Source organism: Azospira restricta, from assembly GCF_016858125.1.
Classification (GTDB): domain Bacteria; phylum Pseudomonadota; class Gammaproteobacteria; order Burkholderiales; family Rhodocyclaceae; genus Proximibacter; species Proximibacter restrictus.
The window spans coordinates 988,107-1,007,149 of the sequence record NZ_CP064781.1 but is presented as its reverse complement, the minus strand read 5'-3'; the positions used below and the strand labels follow the sequence as shown (position 1 = coordinate 1,007,149).

Annotated in this window: 16 protein-coding genes and 1 tRNA gene; 11 read left to right on the top strand and 6 right to left on the bottom strand. The window is 69.0% G+C overall.

The window, feature by feature from the left end; translation table 11 throughout:
* Positions 1 to 21 precede the first annotated feature (21 nt).
* Entirely contained in the window at positions 22 to 1,761 is a 1,740-nt protein-coding gene (locus IWH25_RS04860) for a nitrite reductase (protein WP_203388209.1), read from the bottom strand.
* A 337-nt stretch (positions 1,762 to 2,098) separates the two neighbouring features.
* Here IWH25_RS04860 and fdnG point away from each other — a divergent pair, with 337 nt between their 5' ends.
* From fdnG to IWH25_RS04815, 9 genes are all read left to right on the top strand, one after another.
* Positions 2,099 to 5,164 (top strand): formate dehydrogenase-N subunit alpha, encoded by a 3,066-nt coding sequence (gene fdnG / locus IWH25_RS04855; protein ID WP_203388208.1) that lies wholly within the window; start codon positions 2,099 to 2,101, stop codon positions 5,162 to 5,164.
* A 12-nt stretch (positions 5,165 to 5,176) separates the two neighbouring features.
* A complete protein-coding gene (gene fdxH / locus IWH25_RS04850; protein ID WP_203388207.1) occupies positions 5,177 to 6,064 on the top strand; it encodes a formate dehydrogenase subunit beta in 888 nt (295 codons plus the stop codon).
* Positions 6,061 to 6,681, top strand: a complete 621-nt coding sequence (locus IWH25_RS04845) for a formate dehydrogenase subunit gamma (protein WP_203388206.1) — start codon at positions 6,061 to 6,063, stop codon at positions 6,679 to 6,681. Before fdxH ends, IWH25_RS04845 begins: the two co-directional genes overlap by 4 nt.
* Before the next feature lie 79 nt (positions 6,682 to 6,760).
* Positions 6,761 to 7,669 (top strand): formate dehydrogenase accessory protein FdhE, encoded by a 909-nt coding sequence (fdhE, locus tag IWH25_RS04840; protein ID WP_203388205.1) that lies wholly within the window; start codon positions 6,761 to 6,763, stop codon positions 7,667 to 7,669.
* Between the two features lie 43 nt (positions 7,670 to 7,712).
* Entirely contained in the window at positions 7,713 to 9,128 is a 1,416-nt protein-coding gene (gene selA / locus IWH25_RS04835) for an L-seryl-tRNA(Sec) selenium transferase (protein WP_203388204.1), read from the top strand.
* Positions 9,125 to 11,065, top strand: a complete 1,941-nt coding sequence (gene selB, locus IWH25_RS04830) for a selenocysteine-specific translation elongation factor (protein ID WP_203388203.1) — start codon at positions 9,125 to 9,127, stop codon at positions 11,063 to 11,065. Before selA ends, selB begins: the two co-directional genes overlap by 4 nt.
* Before the next feature lie 19 nt (positions 11,066 to 11,084).
* Positions 11,085 to 11,180: transfer RNA gene (locus IWH25_RS04825), tRNA-Sec, on the top strand.
* A 15-nt stretch (positions 11,181 to 11,195) separates the two neighbouring features.
* Entirely contained in the window at positions 11,196 to 11,624 is a 429-nt protein-coding gene (locus IWH25_RS04820; RefSeq protein WP_203388202.1) for a glycine cleavage system protein H, read from the top strand.
* A complete protein-coding gene (locus IWH25_RS04815) occupies positions 11,621 to 11,995 on the top strand; it encodes a DsrE family protein (protein WP_203388201.1) in 375 nt (124 codons plus the stop codon). Before IWH25_RS04820 ends, IWH25_RS04815 begins: the two co-directional genes overlap by 4 nt.
* 16 nt (positions 11,996 to 12,011) lie before the next feature.
* Here IWH25_RS04815 and IWH25_RS04810 read toward each other — a convergent pair whose 3' ends face one another.
* Entirely contained in the window at positions 12,012 to 13,133 is a 1,122-nt protein-coding gene (locus IWH25_RS04810; protein ID WP_203388200.1) for an ankyrin repeat domain-containing protein, read from the bottom strand.
* Between the two features lie 110 nt (positions 13,134 to 13,243).
* Here IWH25_RS04810 and IWH25_RS04805 point away from each other — a divergent pair, with 110 nt between their 5' ends.
* Positions 13,244 to 13,780 carry an energy transducer TonB gene (locus IWH25_RS04805; protein WP_203388199.1) on the top strand — a complete coding sequence of 179 codons (537 nt, stop codon included), beginning with the start codon at positions 13,244 to 13,246 and terminating at the stop codon, positions 13,778 to 13,780.
* A gap of 4 nt (positions 13,781 to 13,784) precedes the next feature.
* Here IWH25_RS04805 and trmB read toward each other — a convergent pair whose 3' ends face one another.
* The 3 genes from trmB to thiS are packed head-to-tail and all read right to left on the bottom strand — an operon-like array spanning position 13,785 to position 15,500.
* Positions 13,785 to 14,480: a tRNA (guanosine(46)-N7)-methyltransferase TrmB gene (gene trmB, locus IWH25_RS04800; protein WP_203388198.1), complete on the bottom strand. Its 696-nt coding sequence runs from the start codon at positions 14,478 to 14,480 to the stop codon at positions 13,785 to 13,787.
* Positions 14,481 to 14,487: 7 nt separating this feature from the next.
* Positions 14,488 to 15,270, bottom strand: coding sequence for a thiazole synthase (locus IWH25_RS04795; RefSeq protein ID WP_203388197.1), 783 nt, complete (start codon positions 15,268 to 15,270; stop codon positions 14,488 to 14,490).
* A 23-nt stretch (positions 15,271 to 15,293) separates the two neighbouring features.
* Positions 15,294 to 15,500, bottom strand: a complete 207-nt coding sequence (gene thiS, locus IWH25_RS04790; RefSeq protein WP_203388196.1) for a sulfur carrier protein ThiS — start codon at positions 15,498 to 15,500, stop codon at positions 15,294 to 15,296.
* A 241-nt stretch (positions 15,501 to 15,741) separates the two neighbouring features.
* On the opposite strand from thiS, the gene IWH25_RS04785 reads away from it, so the two are divergent.
* Positions 15,742 to 17,526 carry an acyl-CoA dehydrogenase C-terminal domain-containing protein gene (locus IWH25_RS04785; protein ID WP_203388195.1) on the top strand — a complete coding sequence of 595 codons (1,785 nt, stop codon included), beginning with the start codon at positions 15,742 to 15,744 and terminating at the stop codon, positions 17,524 to 17,526.
* A gap of 115 nt (positions 17,527 to 17,641) precedes the next feature.
* Here the strand turns inward: IWH25_RS04785 and IWH25_RS04780 are convergent, their stop codons facing one another.
* Entirely contained in the window at positions 17,642 to 19,030 is a 1,389-nt protein-coding gene (locus tag IWH25_RS04780) for a S8 family peptidase (protein ID WP_203388194.1), read from the bottom strand.
* Between the last annotated feature and the right edge of the window lie 13 nt (positions 19,031 to 19,043).

The window sequence follows — 19,043 nt, the reverse complement described above, 5'->3', positions numbered from 1 at the left end:
GAGGGGAGTTCCCTCGCTCGCTCAGTAGACGTCGTTCTGCGTGTTGTAGACGTTGAACTTTCCGGTCGGCGTGATCAGCTGCGGATCCTTGATCACCGCCTTCAGCTTGCGCGTCCTGTCGTCGACGACGACGATCGCCGATTCCTCGCCGGCACCGCTCCACACCGAGAACCAGACCTCGTCGCCGGCCTTGTTGTACTCCGGCTGGACGACGCGCTTGGCGCCCGGCTTGACGCCGGCCCACGCGCCGATCGGCAGCAGCTCGTAGCCCTTGTCGAGGTTGTTGATGTCGAAGACGGCGATCGCCTGCGAGATCTTCGGATCCGGGTTCAGCGGCGCGTCGACCCACAGGTTCTTCGACTTCGGATGCGTCTTCAGGAAGAGCTGGCCGCCGCCCGCCGCGGTCAGCGTCTGCACGACCTTCCACGCGTGCTGCGGGTTCTTCTTCGGATCGGTGCCGATCAGCGACACGGTCTCGTCGCCGAGGTGGCCGGTCGCCCACACCGGGCCGAACTTGGGATGCACGAAGTTGGCGCCGCGCCCCGGATGCGGGGTCTTGCCGACGTTCACCACGGCGGCGAGCTTCGACTCCTTGGTGTCGATCACCGCGATCTTGTCGGAGGCGTTGGCGGCGTCCATGAAGTAGCGGCCGGAGGCCTCCATGCCGCCGTCGTGGAGGAAGCGCGGTGTCTTGATCATCGTCACCTTGAGGTTCTCGAGGTCCGAATAGTTGACCATGTGCACGACGCCGGTTTCCTTGGCGTTGACCAGGAACTCGGGCTTGTAGTGCGAGGAGACGATGGCGGCGACGCGCGGCTCCGGATGGTACTCGTTGGTGTCCGAGGTCATGCCGCGGGTACCGATGATCTTGCGCGGCTTCAGCGTGTCGCCGTCCATGATCACGTACTGCGGTGGCCAGTAAGTGCCGGCGATCGCCAGCTTGTCCTCGAAGCCCTTGAACTTCGAGGTCTCGACCGAGCGCGCTTCCAGCCCGACCTTGATCTCGGCGACCGGCGCCGGTTTCGCCATCCACAGGTCGATCATCACGATCTTCGCGTCGCGGCCGATCACGAACAGGTAGCGCCCGGACTTCGACAGGCGCGAGATATGCACCGCGTAGCCGGTGTTGATGATGTCCACGATCTTCTTCGAGGCGCCGTCGATCAGCGCGATCTTGCCGGCGTCGCGTAGCGTCACCGAGAACAGGTTGGCGAGGTCGAGGTCGTTCATCTTCTTCTTCGGCCGGTCCTCGGGCTTCACGTACACCTTCCAGGTCGCCTCCATCTCCTTGATGCCGTACTCCGGCGGCATCGGCGGCTCGTGCTGGACGTAGCGGGTCATGATGTCCACTTCCTTCTCGGTGAGCGTGCCGGAAGTACCCCAGTTCGGCATGCCGCCGGGCGAACCGTAGGTGATGAAGGTCTTCAGGTAGTCGGAACCGCGGTCGAGCGTGATGTCGGTGGTCAGCGGCTTGCCGGTGGCGCCCTTCCTGAGCACGCCGTGGCAGCCGGCGCAGCGCTCGAAGTAGATCTTCTTGCCGATCTCGAACTCGTCCTTGCTCATCGGCGGCGACTTGGGATTGATCGCCTGCACCATCTCGATGCCGCCGACCGGCGACGGGCCGCTGCTGGCCTGCATCTTGCCGCCGGCGACGGCCTCGTGGACGTCCGGCTTGGCGTCGGCGGCGAAGGCGCCGCCGATCGCCAGACTCAACGCGACGGCAGGAATCGCCGCGCGGCGGAATGCTCGGAACTGCTTCATCTCTTCATCTCCCTGATTGGAAAAATTGACGCAACGGATCGCTGGAATAGCCCAAAAATCGTATCACCCCGTGACATCACATTGTGATGATAAAAGCGGCCCTGGCGACCGCGAATTGCTACAGATCAATTTTTCGCAAGATCCCGGGCGGGACAAAATGTCGCAGCCCGGAACGTCCGACGGGACAAAATGCGCCACTAACGAAAGACATAGGCGCCAAGGCCGGTGCAAAACCATTGAATAAAAATGGTTTTACCTTCTGGCACAAAAGATGCACGAGTTTCCGATGGCATTTGTCCTCAGAGCCATCTGCCATCGATAACCAAGGAGGGAAGTCATGCAAATGAACAGGCGGCAGTTCTTCAAGATCTGCTCCGCCGGGCTGGGGGGGTCGTCCATCGCCGTGATGGGCTTCTCACCGACCGCAGCCCTCGCGGAAGTGCGGACCTTCAAGCTCGCGCGCGCCACCGAGACGCGGAACATCTGTCCGTACTGCTCGGTGTCCTGCGGCGTGCTGATCTACTCGACCGGCGACAAGTCGAAGAACTCGCAGGGCGAGATCATCCACATCGAGGGCGATCCGGACAATCCGGTGAACCGCGGCACGCTGTGCCCGAAGGGCGCCGGCCTGCGCGACATGGTGCAGAGCCAGAACCGCCTGAAGTGGCCGGAAGTGCGCGAGCCCGGTGCCAGCGAATGGAAGAAGATTTCGTGGAACGAGGCGATCGAGCGCATCGCGAAGCACATGAAGGCCGACCGCGACAAGAACTTCGTCGCGCAGAACAAGGACGGCGTGACGGTGAACCGTTGGCCGACCACCGGCTTCCTGGCGTCGTCGGCCGCCTCCAACGAGGCCGGCTACCTGACCGTCAAGACGCTCCGCGCGCTCGGGATCACTGCGCTCGACACCCAGGCACGCATCTGACACGCCCCCACGGTAGCCAGTCTGGCTCCGAGTTTCGGGCGTGGCGCGATGACCAACCACTGGGTGGACATCAAGAACGCTGATCTCGTCTTCGTGATGGGCGGCAACCCCGCCGAAGCGCATCCCTGCGGCTTCAAGTGGGTGATCGAGGCGAAGAAGAACCGCAAGGCGAAGCTGGTGGTCGTCGACCCGCGCTTCAACCGCACGGCTTCCGTCGCCGACTACTATGCGCCGCTACGGCCGGGGACCGACATCGCCTTCCTCGGCGGCGTCATCAACTACCTGCTGACCAACGACAAGCTCCATCACGACTACGTGAAGGCGTACACCAACGCCTCCTTCCTGATCGACGAGGGCTTCAAGTTCGAGGACGGCATCTTCTCCGGCTACGACGAGGCGAAGCGCGCCTACGGCAAGGACACCTGGAAGTACCAGCTCGACAAGGACGGCTTCGCCAAGGTCGACGAGACGCTGCAGGATCCGAACTGCGTCTTCCAGCTCCTGAAGAAGCACTATTCGCGCTATACGCCGGACGTCGTCAGCAAGGTCTGCGGCACGCCGAAGGACGCCTTCCTCAAGGTCTGCGAGTACATCGCCGACACCGCGGCGCCGAACCGGACGATGACCAACCTGTATGCGCTGGGCTGGACCGAGCACTCGGTCGGCTCGCAGAACATCCGCTGCATGGCGATCATCCAGCTGCTGCTCGGCAACATGGGCATGGCCGGAGGCGGCATCAACGCGCTGCGCGGGCACGCCAACGTGCAGGGCATCACCGACTTCGCCCTCTACGCGCAGAACCTGCCGGGCTACCTCGGCGCGCCGACCGATGGCGACAAGGACCGGGCGACCTTCCTCGAGAAGCGCACGCCGAAGGCGCTGCGTCCGGGGCAGATGAACTTCCCGCAGAACTTCCCGAAGTGGTTCACCAGCCTGTGCAAGGCCTGGTGGGGCGATGCGGCGACGAAGGACAACGACTTCGCCTACGACTACCTGCCGAAGCTCAGCGGGGCGTCCGACGTGCTGTCGATCTTCAACGCGATGTACGAAGGGAAGATGACCGGCTTCTTCTGCCAGGGCTTCAACCCGCTCGCCTCGGTGTCGAACAAGAAGAAGGTCGGCGACGCGCTGGCGAAGCTGAAGTACCTGGTCATCATCGACCCGCTGGCGACCGACACCTCCGAGTTCTGGAAGCCGTACGGCGAGTTCAACGCGGTCGATCCTGCGCAGATCCCGACCGAGGTCTTCCGCCTGCCGGCGAACCTCTTCGCCGAGCACGCCGGCACCTTCACCAACTCCGGCCGCGTCATCCAGTGGCGCTGGAAGGCGGTGGACGGGCCGGGCGAGTCGAAGGACGACACCGAGATCATCGCCGCGCTGTTCCTCAAGCTGAAGGAGATGTACGCCAAGGACGGCGGCGCCTTCGCGGAGCCGCTGCAGAAGTTGACCTGGGCCTACGCCCAGCCGGCGAAGCCGTCGCCCGAAGAGCTGCTGCGCGAGATCAACGGCAAGGCGCTGGCCGACGTCACCGACCCGAAGGACCCGACCAAGGTCCTGGTCAAGGCCGGCGAGCAGCTGCCCGGCTTCGCCATGCTGCGCGACGACGGCTCGACCACCTGCGGCAACTGGATCTACTGCGGCGCCTGGTCGCAGGCCGGCAACAACACCGCGCGGCGCGACCCGTCCGATCCGTCCGGCCTCGGCCAGACGCTGGCGTGGGGCTTCGCCTGGCCGGCCAACCGGCGCGTCATCTACAACCGCGCGTCGTGCGACCCGTCCGGCAAGCCCTGGGATCCGAAGCGCATGGTGATCCGCTGGACCGGCACCGCCTGGGGCGGCAACGACGTCCCGGACATGCGTCCGGACGCCGCGCCCGAGCAGAACGTGATGCCGTTCATCATGAACCCGGAAGGCGTCGCCCGCCTGTTCAGCCGCGAGCTGATGGCGGAAGGCCCGTTCCCGGAGCACTACGAGCCGTTCGAGACCCCGCTCGACAGGAACCCCATGCACCCGAACAACCCGAAGGCCGTCAGCAACCCGGCCGCGCGGGTCTACAAGGGCGACATGGAGGCCTTCGGCAAGGCCAAGGACTTCCCGTACGTGGCCACCACCTACCGCCTGACCGAGCACTTCCACTACTGGACCAAGCAGTCGCGGATCAACGCGATCATGCAGCCGGAACAGTTCGTGGAGATCGGCGAGGAGCTGGCGCAGGAGAAGGGGATCAAGGCCGGCGACAAGGTCAAGGTCCGCTCCAACCGCGGCTTCATCCGCGGCGTCGCGGTGGTGACCAAGCGCATCAAGGCGCTCGAGGTGGACGGCCGCAAGGTGCATACGGTCGGCATCCCCACCCACTTCGGGTTCAAGGGCGCGACCAAGCCGGGCTTCATCACCAACACGCTGACCCCGTTCGTCGGCGACGCCAACACGCAGACGCCGGAATACAAGGCGTTCCTGGTCAACATCGAGAAGGCGTAAAGGAGAGCTGACATGGCACTGCAATCGCTAGACATCAAACAGCGCTCCGCAACGACTACGCCTGCGCCACAAGCACGCACGACGATCGAGGTCGCCAAGCTGATCGACGTGTCCGCCTGCATCGGCTGCAAGGCCTGCCAGGTGGCGTGCATGGAGTGGAACGACGTGCGCGACGAGGTCGGCTCGTGCGTCGGCGTCTACGACAACCCGGTGGACCTCACCGAGAACTCGTGGACGGTGATGCGCTTCTCCGAGGTCGAGCAGAACAACAAGCTGGAGTGGCTGATCCGCAAGGACGGCTGCATGCACTGCGCCGACCCGGGCTGCCTGAAGGCCTGCCCGGCGCCGGGAGCGATCATCCAGTACGCGAACGGCATCGTCGATTTCCATCAGGAGAACTGCATCGGCTGCGGCTACTGCGTGACCGGCTGCCCGTTCAACGTCCCCCGCATCTCGAAGAAGGACAGCAAGGCCTACAAGTGCACGCTGTGCTCCGACCGGGTCGCGGTCAACCAGGCTCCGGCCTGCGTCAAGGCCTGCCCGACCGGCGCGATCCAGTTTGGCAGCAAGGAGGACATGAAGGACTATGCCGACAAGCGCATCGCCGACCTCAAGGAACGCGGCTATGACAAGGCCGGCCTCTACGATCCGGCGGGCGTCGGCGGCACGCACGTGATGTACGTGCTGCACCACGCCGACAAGCCCGATCTGTACGCCGGACTGCCGGTCAACCCGAGCATCAGCCCGCTGGTCGCGCTGTGGAAGGGAGCGGCGAAGCCGCTCGCGACCCTGGCGCTCGCCGGCGTCGCGCTCGGCAGCCTGTTCCACTACGTGATGAAGGGTCCGAACGAAGTCTCCAAGGAGATGGAAGCGGAAGTCGAGAAGGAGGACGCACAATGATCCGTGATCCGAAAGACCTGCAGCGTTACGACGCTTCCGAGCGGGCCAACCACTGGGTCGTGGGCATCAGCTTCATCCTGCTCGCGCTCTCCGGCCTGGCCTTCTTCCACCCGGCGTTCTTCCCGCTGACGCAGCTGTTCGGCGGGCCGACCTGGGCGCGCATCCTGCACCCCTACATCGGCGTCTTCATGGCCTTCTTCTTCCTGCTGCTGTTCCTGCGCTTCTGGAAGCTGAACCGGATGACCGACGCCGACCGCGAGTGGCTGTCGCGGGTGAAGGAGATGGTCAACGGCGACGACCACAACATGCCGATCCAGGGCAAGTACAACGGCGGCCAGAAGATGATGTTCTGGTGGATGACCGTGTGCATGGTCCTGCTGACGCTGTCGGGCCTGTTCATCTGGCGCGCGCAGTTCACCGTGCCGATCGATCTGGCGCGCTTCGGCGCCGTGATCCATGCCGCGGTGGCCGTGTTCATGATCGCGCTGATCATGGTGCACGTGTATGCCGCGATCTGGACCAAGGGCACGCTGCGCGCCATGTGGTACGGCACGGTCACCCGCGCCTGGGCGAAGCAGCACCACCGCGCCTGGTACAAGCAGGTGACCGGCAAGTAATTGCGCAGTACCCCTCCGTAGTTTGACTTGCGTTCGGCCCGCGGCGACACTTCGTCGCGGGTCCTTTTTTGTCCGAGACATGGAAACGAAACCGATCAGCTTCAATCCGCCGACCGAAGATGCGCCCGCGATCCTGCTGCCGGTCGCCGGCAGCGTCTTCGCCGAGCGCGCCGAGCGCTTCGCGACGCTCGCCGAGGGCCACAAGCTCGCCGACTGGCTGCATTTCCTCGGCCGCCTCGCGCGCGCCCAGCACGATGCGCTGCAGGCGCTGCCCGAACTGCCGCCGCTTCCCGCCGCCGCGCTCGAACAGGCGCGGCAGCACCACATGCCGCCGCTCAACGCCACCGCCGCCGAGCGCCCCGCCGTCTGGCGCGAGGTACTGCGCCAGCTGATCGCCGCGCTGCTGCCGCACGCGCCGGCCGGCAGCGTGCCGCTGCTCGGCGGCCTCGCCGCCGCCGACGACATTCGCCTCGAGGCGCTCGCCGACGGCCTGCTGCACGGCGAGCCCGACCCCGCGGCTGCCGGCGAGCTGCCGCTGGTCGCCGCCGCGCTGCAGGTGGTGTTCACCGCGCGCGCCGCACACCTCGACGCCGCCCAGCTGCAGAAGCTCGACACGCCGGGCGTCTGCCCCTGCTGCGGCAGCCTGCCGGCGATCAGCATCGTCCGCCTGTCGCCCGCCGTGAACAACCTGCGCTACCTGCACTGTTCGCTGTGCAACACCGAGTGGAACGTGCCGCGCGCCACCTGCGCCGCCTGCGGCGGCGACAAGGGGCTCGCGCTGCAGCAGATCGACGGCAGCGACGGCAAGGTGCGCGCCGAGACCTGCGACGGCTGCAAGAGTTACCTGAAGATCGTCTACCAGGAGAAGGACCCGCGCGTCGACCCGGTCGCCGACGACCTCGCCACGCTGGCCCTCGACCTGCTCGTCGACGAGGCCGGCTACGGCCGCAGCGGACCGAACCTGCTCTTGGTGAACGCCGCCGGATAAGCGCCCCCTTCCCGCCACTTTCTGCCCGGTCCGGGTGAAAGCCATGACACAGAAAACCCTCGCCCAGCTTCCCTCCGTCGATCGCCTGCTCGCACTGCCGGCGCTGGCCGACGCGATCGCCCGCCACGGCCGCCAGCCGCTCACCGACTGCGCGCGCGCCGAGCTCGCCGCCACCCGCGAACTGGTCCGTGCCGGACATCCGCTGCCGGCCACCGACGCACTCGCCGCAGCCATCGTCGGCCGCGCCGACCGGCTGGCGCAGCCGAACCTGCGCCCGGTGTTCAACCTGACCGGCACCGTGCTGCACACCAACCTCGGCCGCGCGCTACTGGCGCCCGAGGCAATCGCGGCGATGGCGGTCGCCGCCGCCGCGCCCTGCGCGCTCGAATACGACCTCGCCGACGGCGGCCGCGGCGACCGCGATGCGCTGGTCGAGCCATTGCTCGCCGAGATCCTCGCCGCCGCGATGGGCGAGCAGGCGAAGAACTTCGCGGCGACCGTCGTCAACAACAACGCCGCCGCCGTGCTGCTGGCGCTCGACACGCTGGCCAAGGGCAGGGAGGCCGTGGTCTCGCGCGGCGAACTGGTCGAGATCGGCGGCGCCTTCCGCGTGCCGGACATCATGCGCCGCGCCGGTGCCAAGCTGATCGAGATCGGCACCACCAACCGCACGCACGGCAAGGACTACGCCGAAGCGATCGGCGCGAAGACGGCGCTCTTGATGAAGGTGCATACCTCGAACTACGCCGTCGTCGGCTTCACCAAGGCGGTCGAGGAAGCGGAAATCGCCGAAATCGCCCACACGCACGGCCTGCCGTTCATGGTCGACCTCGGCAGCGGCACGTTGACCGACTTCGCCCGCTGGGGCCTGCCCAAGGAGCCGACGCCGCAGGATTCGCTCGCCGCCGGCGCCGACCTCGTCACCTTCTCCGGCGACAAGCTCCTGGGCGGCCCGCAGGCCGGCATCCTGGTCGGCCGCAAGGAACTGATCGCGAAGATCAAGAAGAACCCGCTGAAACGTGCGCTGCGCGTCGGCAAGGTGACGCTCGCGGCGCTCGAGGCGACGCTGCGCCTGTACCGCGACCCCGACCGCCTGGCGCAGCGGCTGCCGACGCTCCGCCTGCTGACGCGCTGCGAGCACGACATCGCCGCGCAGGCCGAACGCCTGTGCCCGCTCGTCGCCGACTTCGCCGGCGAAACCTCGCTGGTCTCGATCGAACCGGCGATGAGCCAGATCGGCAGCGGCGCGCTGCCGGTCGAACGGCTGGCCTCCGCCGCGCTGGTCGTGCGCTTTCCCGGCAAGCGGCCGGGACGGCAACTGGCGGCGCTCGAAGAACGCCTGCGTGCGCTGCCGCAGCCGGTGATCGGCCGCATCGCCGACGACGCGCTGCGCCTCGACCTGCGCTGCCTCGACCCGGCCGACGAGGCGCGCTTCGCCGCGCAGCTGAGCGTCCGATGATCATCGGGACCGCCGGCCACATCGACCACGGCAAGACGACGCTGGTGAAGGCCCTCACCGGCGTCGATGCCGACCGTCTGCCCGAGGAGAAGGCGCGCGGCATCACGCTCGACCTCGGCTATGCCTACGCGCCCGCCGCCGACGGCGGCGTGCTCGGCTTCGTCGACGTGCCCGGGCACGAGAAGCTGATCCACAACATGCTCGCCGGCGCCACCGGCATCGACTTCCTGCTGCTGGTCGTCGCCGCCGACGACGGGCCGATGCCGCAGACGCGCGAGCACCTGGCGATCGCCGACCTGCTCGGCATCCGCCGCGGCGCGGTGGCGCTGACCAAGTGCGACGCGGTGACGCCGGAGCGGCAGGCGGCGGCGGCGGACGAGGTGCGCGCGCTGCTCGCCGGCAGCGCCTTCGCCGCGGCGCCGATCTTCCCGGTCGCCGCCCGCGACGGCGGCGGCATCGCCGCGCTGCGCACCCACCTCGACGCGGCGGCGCAGGCAGCCGACCGGGCGCGCGACGACGGCGGCCGCTTCCGGCTGGCGATCGACCGCTGCTTCACGCTCGCCGGCATCGGCACCGTCGTCACCGGCACGGTGTTCTCCGGCAGCGTGCGCGTCGGCGACACGCTGACGGTCTCGCCGCCGGGATTCGCCGCGCGCGTGCGCAGCCTGCACGCGCAGGACCGGCCGGCCGAGCGCGGCGACGCCGGCCAGCGCGTCGCGCTGAACCTCGCCGGCGACTTCTCGCGCGATGCGATCCGGCGCGGCATGTGGGCGCTCGACCCGCGCCAGCACCTGCCGCTCGAGCGCTTCGCGGCGACGCTGCGGCTCGCCCGCGACGAGGCGCAGGCGCTGCGCCACTGGACGCCGGTGCATGTGCACCTCGGCGCCGAGGACGTCACCGGCCGCGTCGCGCTGCTCGTGGGCGACACGCTGGCGCCGGGCACCGAGGCGCTCGCCGAGGTCGTCCTCGACCGGCCGCTGTGCTGCGTCGGCGGCGACCGCTTCGTGCTGCGCGACACCTCGGCCACACGCACGCTGGCCGGCGGCCGCGTCCTCGACGTTTTCCCGCCGACGCGGCACAAGCGCGCGCCGGCGCGGCTCGCCGCGCTGCGTACGGCCGCCGCCGGCGACCTCGCGGCGACGCTGGCGCAGCAGCTCGCCGCGAATCCGACCGGAATCGTCCTCGAACGCTTCGCGCAGGGCTGGAACCTCACCGACGACGCGGCCAGCCGGCTGTGGCGCACGCTCGAGCTGGTGCGCGTCGACACGCGCGATGGCACGCTCGGCTTCGCGCCGGCGGCGTGGGCGGCGCTCGGCGAAAAGCTGCTCGCCGCGCTCGCCGCCGAGCACGAGCGCGCCCCCGACATGCTCGGCGCCGAGCACGAACGGCTGCGCCGGCTGACGTCGCCGACGCTCGCCCGTGCGGCCTTCGACCGCCTGGTCGACGAGGCGCTCGCCGCCGGCCGCATCGCGCAGACCTCGAGCTGGCTGCACCTGCCCGAACACCGCGCGACGCTCTCCGCCGCCGACGGCGACCTGTGGCGGACGCTGTCGCCGCTGCTCGACGCGGCGCCGTTCCAGCCGCCGCGCGTGCGCGACATCGCCAAGGCGACGAACCTCGCCGAGGACACCGTGCGCGCGCTGATGAAGCGCGTCGCGCGCAGCGGCCGGCTCTACCCGGTCGCGCTCGACCACTACTTCAGCGACGATGCGGTCGAACGGCTCGCCGACATCGTCGCCGCGCTCTGTGCCGAGCATGGCGCTGCGCGCGCCGCCGACCTGCGCGACCGCATCGGCGGCGGCCGCAAGGTGGCGATCCACATCCTCGAGTTCTTCGACCGCATCGGCTACACTCGCCGGGTCCGCGACCAGCGGGGCACGAAGGATGAGCACGTGCTGCGCGAGGCTGCCGCACCGCGGCAATGGAAGATGGAATGAGCCGTAATTTTCACGCTTCGGAAGAGATCGTTCCCCGGTGGGACGGCCGGTCTTCAAAACCGGCAGGGGCCGTCAGACGGTCCCTGGTGGGTTCGACTCCCACTCTCTTCCGCCACCCCGACTGACGACCATGGCGCACCAGCCCTTTTCCGGTGCCGTCCCCGACGGCCTGCTCTACGACACGCGCTACGACATGTGGGTGCGCGAGGACGGCGACGCGCTGACGATCGGCATCACTGCCTTCGGCGTCTTCCTCGCCGGCGAGATCATCGCCTTCACCGCCAAGCCGAAAGGCGCCGAGGTCGAGGCCGGGCGCGGGCTGGGCACCGTCGAAAGCGCGAAGACCGTGCTCGCCGTGCACGCGCCCTGCGCGTTCCGGCTCGACGAGATCAACGAGGCGCTCGAGGACAACCCGGCGCCGATCAACGCGACCCCGTACGCCGCCTGGCTGGTGCGCGGCAGCGCGCGCGACTGGGCGCGGGACCGCGCGCGGCTGGTCGATGCCGCGGCCTACCGCGCGCACATCCTCGCGGTCGAGCCGGAGGCGCGCTTCACGTGAGCCGTCTGGCGATCCTGCTGTGGGCGACCGACCTTGACCGCCCCGGCCTGGCGGCGGCGCCCTTCGTCTATGCGGCCGCGGCCGCCGCGCTCGACGCCGAGGTGGAGATCCATTTCGCCGGCCGCTCGGTGCGGCTGCTGGTCGCCGGCGAAGCCGCCCGGCGTGCCACCGCGGCGGCGGGCGGGCGCAGCCTGTACGACTTCATGCAGGACGCGGCGCGGGGCGGCGCCCGCTTCCTTGCCTGCAGCATGGCCTGGCGCGAGTACGTCGCCGCCGGCGAAACGACCATTCCCGAATTCGCCGGGCATGCCGGCGCCACCGCCTTCGTCGCGCGCACGCTCGACCCGGACTGGCGGACGCTGGTGTTCTGATTCTCCGCCGAGCGCGCTACTTCAGCTTCGCCATCGCCTCGTCGAGTTCGCGGCGCAGCGCCTCGGTCGGCTGCCCCTGCGCCTCGGCGACGCGAATCTGGCGCAGGATGTCGGCGATGCGGCTGGGGCTCACCGCCGGCTGCGCCGGCGTCACCTTCACCGTGCCGGGCACCGCCTTACCGCCGTCGGCCGGGACCACCTCGACGCGCTCGCCGCCCTTCGGCTGGGCGCGCTTGGCGGTGATCACCAGCGCCTTCGGCGGCGGCGCCGCCTTGATCACCTTCGGCCCGGCCAGTCCCTGCGGCTTCGGCGGCCCGCGGAACTCGGCGATCGCCGCGTGCAGCTTGCGCCGCAGCTCGACGGTTTCCGCCCCGCTGGCGTTGGCCTCGCGGATCTGGCGCAGCAGCTCCTCGATCTGCGACGGTGCAGCGACCGAGCGCACCGGCTCGCCGAAGCTCTCCTTCGGCGCCTTCACCGCGATCTCGAACTCCTCCGGCGAGGCGATCATCTGGCCGAGCTTGTAGTGCGCGTAGCGCATCGCGAAGCTGAGCGCGGTGTCGCCCCAATCGCTCTTCAGCGCCGTGTCGGCGCCGGATTCGAGCAGCAGCCGCGCGATCTCGTCGCGCCCCTCGCGCGCCGCCATCATCAGCGGCGTCGAACCGTTCGGCGAGCGGGCGTTGACGTCGGCGCCGCGCGCGATCAGCTCGCGCGCGAGCTCCAGATGGCCGTTGAACACCGCGTAGTGCAGCGCCCCCCAGTTCTTGTCGTCGCGGTTGAGCACCGCGCCGTGCTCGAGCAGCCAGCGCACGGCCGCGGCGTGGCCGTTCCAGGCGGCAAGCTGCAGCGCCTGCTCGCCGTTGCGGTTGGCGCGGCGCGGGTTGGCGCCGCGGCCGACGAACAGCTCCATCATCGGGATGTCGCCGTTCCACGCGGCGATCATCAGCCCGGTACCGATGCGGTCGGCCTGATAGTCGGGCGGCATGCCCTCGTCGAGCCACTTCTCGACCTGGCGCCGATCGCCGCGCTCGACGGCGACGCCGAAGGCGACCGGATCGGGCGACGCCGCCTGCGCCGGCGCCAGCGCCAGCCAGAACGCCGCCAGCGCACCGGCCAGGAAACCGCCAATCGTTCTGCTCACTGCCACCCCTCCGGGGCGACTGACGCCCCACTTTCTGCCAAAATGCCCGGCTGATCGCCCGACCGCCAATCCGTCGCGGCGCCTGCCGGCGCCGGAAACCGCCCGACTCCGTGACCACGTCGCCCCGCCGCCTGCTGCTCGCCTTCGCCGCCTCGCTGCTGCTGCACGCCGCGGCGCTCGGCCACGGCGCCTGGCGCGACCTGCTCAGGCCGCCGCCGGCGCGCGTGCTGCAGGCGACGCTGCGACTGCCGCCGGTCGAAGTGCCGCCGGCCGAGCCGCTGCTGAAGAATACGCTCAACGAAGAGCGCGAAGCTCCGCCCGCGCCGCCGCCGGAAACCCCGGCCGCGCAGACGCCGGCCGCCGCGCCGCCGGCGAAGGCCGCCGCCCGGCAGGTACGGGCGGCGCAGAAGAAGCTCGCCGAGCACCTCTACTACCCGCCGGAAGCGATCGCCCGCGGCCTCGAAGGCGAGGCCCGGCTGATCCTGACGCTCGCCGCCGACGGCGGCATCGCCGACGTGCGGCTCGCCGCCTCCAGCGGCCACCGCCTGCTCGACGACGCGGCGGTGAAGGCCGCCTGGGCGATCGGCCGGCTGCCCGGCGTGACGGCGCGCGAGCTGATCCTGCCGGTGATCTTCCGCCTGCAGTGAGCGGCTACTTCCGGCGGAAGACCAGATCCCAGACGCCGTGCCCGAGGCGCAGGCCGCGCTGCTCGAACTTGGTCAGCGGCCGGTACTCGGGGCGCGGCGCGTAACCGTCGGCGGTGTTGGCGAGCGCCGGCTCGCCGGAGAGGACTTCCAGCATCTGCTCGGCGTAGTTCTCCCAGTCGGTCGCGCAGTGGAGGTAGCCGCCGGGCTTCAGCTTCGCGGCCAGCGTCGCCACCAGCGGCGGCTGGAGCAGCCGGCGCTTGTGGTGGCGCGCCTTCGGCCACGGATCGGGGAAGAAGATGTGCACGCCGGACAGCGTGCCGTCGCCGATCATGTCGCGCAGCACCTCGACCGCGTCGTGCTGGCAGACACGCAGGTTGGGAATGCTGCCCTCGGCGATCAGCTTGCACAGGCTGCCGACGCCGGGGGTATGCACCTCCAGCCCGAGGTAGTCGTTCTCCGGGTGGGCGGTCGCGATCGCGGCGGTAGTCTCACCCATGCCGCAGCCGATCTCGAGGATCTTCGGCGCGGCTCGGCCGAAGGCCGCGTCGAGGTCGAGCGGGACCGCCGCGTAGGGGATGCCGATCTTCGGCATCATGTCCTCGTAGTAGCGCTGCTGCGCGTTCGAGACGCGCCCCTGGCGCAGCACGTAGCTGCGGATGTGGCCGGCGCGGCCGGCGGTGTAGACGCCTTCTTCGCTCATCGGCCACTCAGCTCCCGATCAGCCCCGAAGTCGGCGACGACGGGTCGGCCGAGTAGAGCTTGCGCGGCATGCGGCCGGCGAGGAAGGCCTCGCGGCCGGCCTCGACTGCCTTCCTCATCGCCGAGGCCATCAGCACCGGATTCTTCGCGTGCGCAATGGCGGTATTCATCAGCACGCCGTCGCAGCCGAGTTCCATCGCGATCGCCGCATCCGACGCGGTGCCGACGCCGGCATCGACCAGCACCGGCACCTTCGCGTTGTCGATGATCAGGCGCAGGTTCCACGGATTCAGGATGCCCATGCCGGAGCCGATCAGCGACGCCAGCGGCATGATCGCGACGCAGCCGATCTCTTCGAGCATCTTCGCCTGGATCGGGTCGTCGGCGCAGTAGACCATCACCTGGAAGCCGTCCTTGACCAGCGTCTCGGCTGCCTTCAGCGTCTCCGGCATGTTCGGGAACAGCGTCGTCGGGTCGCCGAGGACCTCCAGCTTGACCAGTGAATGGCCGTCGAGCAGCTCGCGCGCCAGGCGCAGCGTGCGCACCGCGTCCTCCGCCGTATAGCAGCCGGCGGTGTTCGGCAGGATCGTGTATGTCGACGGCGGGATCGCATCGAGCAGGTTCGGCTGGCCCGGGTCCTGGCCGATGTTGGTGCGGCGGATGGCGACGGTGACGATCTCGGCGCCGGAGGCGGCGATCGCCTCCTTGGTTTCGGCGAAATCCTTGTACTTGCCGGTGCCGACGAGCAGCCGCGAGGCGTAGGACTTGCCGGCGATGACGAGCTGGTCCATGTAAGTAAGCACTCCTTGACGGGTCAGCCGCCGCCGACCGCGACGACGATCTCGAACCGGTCGCCGTCGGCGACCGGCGTCTCGCCGTGCCGACTCTTCGGCACGATCTCGCCGTTCATTTCGATGGCGATCCGCTTGCCGGTCAGCGCCAGCGCGTCGAGCAGCGCGGCGACGGTAGCCGGCGTCGGCAGGTTGAATTCGCGGCTTTCGCCGTTGATCGTCAGTTTCATCGGGCAACAACGGGGGGAAAGCAGGATTTTAGCACGCGCGCCAGCCCGGCCACGGCGGCGCCAGACGCGCTCGCCGACGCCCAATCCCGCGCGGCGCGCGCTGTTTGCTGCACTGCAACTTGACGACTGCCGCTCCCTCGCCGAGAATCATTCAAACGTTCGTTTCATTGCTTCCGACATCGACGGCGTGCAGGCCGCCGGAAGCCTCCATCCACCCGACTGATCAACAAGGGGAACAGCCATGGGACAGTACCAACCGCCGCTGCGCGACATGCACTTCGTGCTGCACGAATTGCTCGACGTCGAAAGCCAGCTCGCCGAGATGCCGGCGCACGCCGAGACCAACCGCGAGCTGATCGACCAGATCCTCGAGGAGGGCGGCAAGTTCTGCGCCGAGGTGATCTTCCCGCTGAACCAGGTCGGCGACCGCGAGGGCTGCACGTGGGACAAGGGCACGGTGACCACCCCGAGCGGCTTCAAGGAGGCCTACGCACAGTACCGCGAGGCCGGCTGGCCGGCGCTGACCTGCGACCCCGAGTTCGGCGGCCAGGGCCTGCCGCAGGTGGTGAACAACGCGCTGTACGAGATGATGAACTCGTCGAACCAGGCGTGGACGATGTACCCCGGCCTGTCGCACGGCGCCTACGAGTGCATCCACGCGCACGGCTCGGCCGAGCTGAAGCGCGCCTACCTGCCGAAGCTGGTCTCCGGCGAATGGACCGGCACCATGTGCCTGACCGAGCCGCACTGCGGCACCGACCTCGGCATCCTGCGCACCAAGGCCGAGCCGCACGCCGACGGCAGCTATGCGATCAGCGGCACCAAGATCTTCATCTCCTCCGGCGAACACGACCTGGCCGAGAACATCGTGCACCTGGTGCTCGCCCGGCTGCCCGACGCGCCGGCCGGCACCAAGGGCATCAGCCTGTTCGCCGTGCCGAAGTTCGTGCCGAACGCCGACGGTTCGCTCGGCGCGAGGAACGGCGCCGCCTGCGGCTCGATCGAACACAAGATGGGCATCCACGGCAATTCGACCTGCGTGATGAACTTCGACGGCGCTCAAGGCTGGCTGCTCGGCCAGCCGCACAAGGGGCTGCAGGCGATGTTCGTGATGATGAACGCGGCCCGCCTGGGGGTCGGCATGCAGGGCCTCGGCCTCACCGAAGTGGCCTACCAGAACTCGCTGGCCTACGCCCGCGAGCGCCTGCAGAGCCGCGCGCTGACCGGGCCGAAGGCGAAGGACAAGGCGGCCGACCCGATCATCGTGCACCCCGACGTGCGGCGCATGCTGCTGACGCAGAAGGCCTACGCCGAAGCCGGCCGCGCCTTCTCCTACTTCGTCGCGCTCGAGCTCGACCGCGCGCTCGCCCACCCCGACGCGAAGGCCCGCGAGGAGGCCGACGACGTCGTCGCGCTGCTGATCCCGATCATCAAGGCCTTCCTCACCGACAACGCCTTCGAGTGCACCAACCTCGGCCTGCAGGTCTTCGGCGGCCACGGCTTCATCAGCGAATGGGGCATGGAGCAGTACGTCCGCGACGCGCGCATCAACCAGATCTACGAAGGCACCAACACCATCCAGTCGCTCGACCTGCTGGCGCGCAAGGTGCTCGCCGACCAGGGTGCGAAGCTGAAGAAGTTCGGCCGCCGCGTCGAGGCCTTCGTCATCGAGAACAAGGACGACGCGCAGATGGCCGAGTTCGTCGCGCCGCTCGCCGACGTCGCCGAGAAGCTGCAGAAGCTGACCATGGAAATCGGCATGAACGCGATGAAGAACCCCGACGACGTCGGCGCCGCCGCCGTGCCCTACATGAAAGTCGCCGGCCACCTGGTGTTCGCGTACTTCTGGGCGCGCATGGCGAAGATCGCGCTGGCGAAGCAGGATTCGGGCGATGCCTTCTACAAGGCCAAGCTCGCCACCGCCCGTTTCTATTTCGCCAAGCTGCTGCCGGAGACGGCGACGGCGATCCGCCAGGCCCGCGCCGGCGCCGCGCCGCTGATGGCACTGGACGAAGAGTTGTTCTGATCGGTTGCGAGATCAGTCTTGCGGGGCGCCTCGGAAGGGGTGCCCCGTTTTTTTGTCACGCCGCGGTGCGCCCGCGACGGCAGCGTCGCGCCCACGAAACTACTGTGAACACGCCCTAGTTGCAGCTCGCCGCGACCGCCCCCGGCGCCGACAGGATGCCTTCGCGGACGCCGTCGAAACTGTAGCTGCCGGCGGGCGAATCGAGCGGCGCCTCGCTCGGCCGGCTGGCGCCGCGCGCGATCCGGGTCCGGCGGCAGTCCGGCGTCTGCGAGCCGTCTTGCCCGACCAGCTGGGCAACGACGCCGGCGACATGCGGCGCCGCCATGCTCGTGCCCGACATGCGCGTGGTGCCGCCGCCAAGCGCCAGCGACAGGATACCGGTCGAGCCGATCATGCAGCCATTGTTGATGTCCTCGCGCGCGTTGCCCGGCGCCGAAACGACGATGCCGGCGCCGTCGGTCGTGAACACCGAGGCGGTGTCGGCACGGATCAGGCCCGAGTAGCGATTGCAGGAATTGTTGCCGTCGCTCGCCGTGCTGCTCGCGACGGGGAGCGCTTCCGGATAGGCCGCGGGAATCTGCTGCGACACGTCGAGCGACGCATCGTTGCCGGCGGCAGCGACGATGCTGACACCCTGCGCCAGCAGCTTCTTGACCACCGCGTGCATGGGCGGATTGTCGCCGACGCTGCCGCGCCGGCCGAAGCTGGCATTGACGACGCCGATGCGCAGAGGCCGGCTGGCCGACTCGCCGCCGTTCTGTTCCCAGACCCAGTCGAAACCGGCCATGACCGTCGAATCGCTGCCGCTGCCATTGGCGTCGAGGATGCGAACGCAGTAGAGCGTGGCGTCCGGCGCAACGCCGACGACGCCGGTGCCGTTGCCGCGACGCGCGGCAACGATGCCGCCGACGTGGGTCCCGTGGCCATGCTGGTCCTGGCAGTTTCCGCCGAAGGCGTCGAAATACCGGCTGGCGGTGGTACCCAGGCTGAGGTCGACGTGCGCGAAATCGAGCCCCGTGTCGGTGATCGCGACGCCGACGCCACTGCCCGTCGCGCCGGTGTCGAGGGCACCGATCCGGGCCACCCCCTCAGGCACGACTTCCGCCGTGCTGCCGCCCCCGCCGCCGCGCGGCTTGCGGGCCGCCGGTTCGATCAGGTCGATGTGGCGATCGGGGAAGACCTGCAGGCTGGAACTCGCCAGCGCCCGCGCGACGGCCGCGTTCGGCACCGTCGCCGCGACGGCGGGGACCGCTGCGAACTCATGGCGCACCTGCGCCCCCAGCGCACGCACAATGCCGCCGGCGACTCGCGATGAAACCCCGTCGCCGCGCGATGAAACGATGGCCCCACAGGGATAGGCCTCGGCTCGGAGTTCGCAGGGCGGCAGGCGGTTGCCGCCAAGGTTCACCGACCTGACCTGGGCCGCCGCCGGCAAGGCCAGAAAAGTAGCAAGGAGCAGCCCGCCAACGGCTGCTGCACGGTTCATGCCATTCGTTCGATTCATCGCACACCCCGCT

Coding starts and splice junctions, on each gene's coding strand:
- IWH25_RS04860 (WP_203388209.1), bottom strand. CDS start 1,761: ATGAAGCAGTTCCGAGCATTCCGCCGCGCGGCGATTCCTGCCGTCGCG.
- fdxH (WP_203388207.1), top strand. CDS start 5,177: ATGGCACTGCAATCGCTAGACATCAAACAGCGCTCCGCAACGACTACG.
- IWH25_RS04845 (WP_203388206.1), top strand. CDS start 6,061: ATGATCCGTGATCCGAAAGACCTGCAGCGTTACGACGCTTCCGAGCGG.
- fdhE (WP_203388205.1), top strand. CDS start 6,761: ATGGAAACGAAACCGATCAGCTTCAATCCGCCGACCGAAGATGCGCCC.
- selA (WP_203388204.1), top strand. CDS start 7,713: ATGACACAGAAAACCCTCGCCCAGCTTCCCTCCGTCGATCGCCTGCTC.
- selB (WP_203388203.1), top strand. CDS start 9,125: ATGATCATCGGGACCGCCGGCCACATCGACCACGGCAAGACGACGCTG.
- IWH25_RS04820 (WP_203388202.1), top strand. CDS start 11,196: ATGGCGCACCAGCCCTTTTCCGGTGCCGTCCCCGACGGCCTGCTCTAC.
- trmB (WP_203388198.1), bottom strand. CDS start 14,480: ATGAGCGAAGAAGGCGTCTACACCGCCGGCCGCGCCGGCCACATCCGC.
- IWH25_RS04795 (WP_203388197.1), bottom strand. CDS start 15,270: ATGGACCAGCTCGTCATCGCCGGCAAGTCCTACGCCTCGCGGCTGCTC.
- thiS (WP_203388196.1), bottom strand. CDS start 15,500: ATGAAACTGACGATCAACGGCGAAAGCCGCGAATTCAACCTGCCGACG.
- IWH25_RS04785 (WP_203388195.1), top strand. CDS start 15,742: ATGGGACAGTACCAACCGCCGCTGCGCGACATGCACTTCGTGCTGCAC.
- IWH25_RS04780 (WP_203388194.1), bottom strand. CDS start 19,030: ATGAATCGAACGAATGGCATGAACCGTGCAGCAGCCGTTGGCGGGCTG.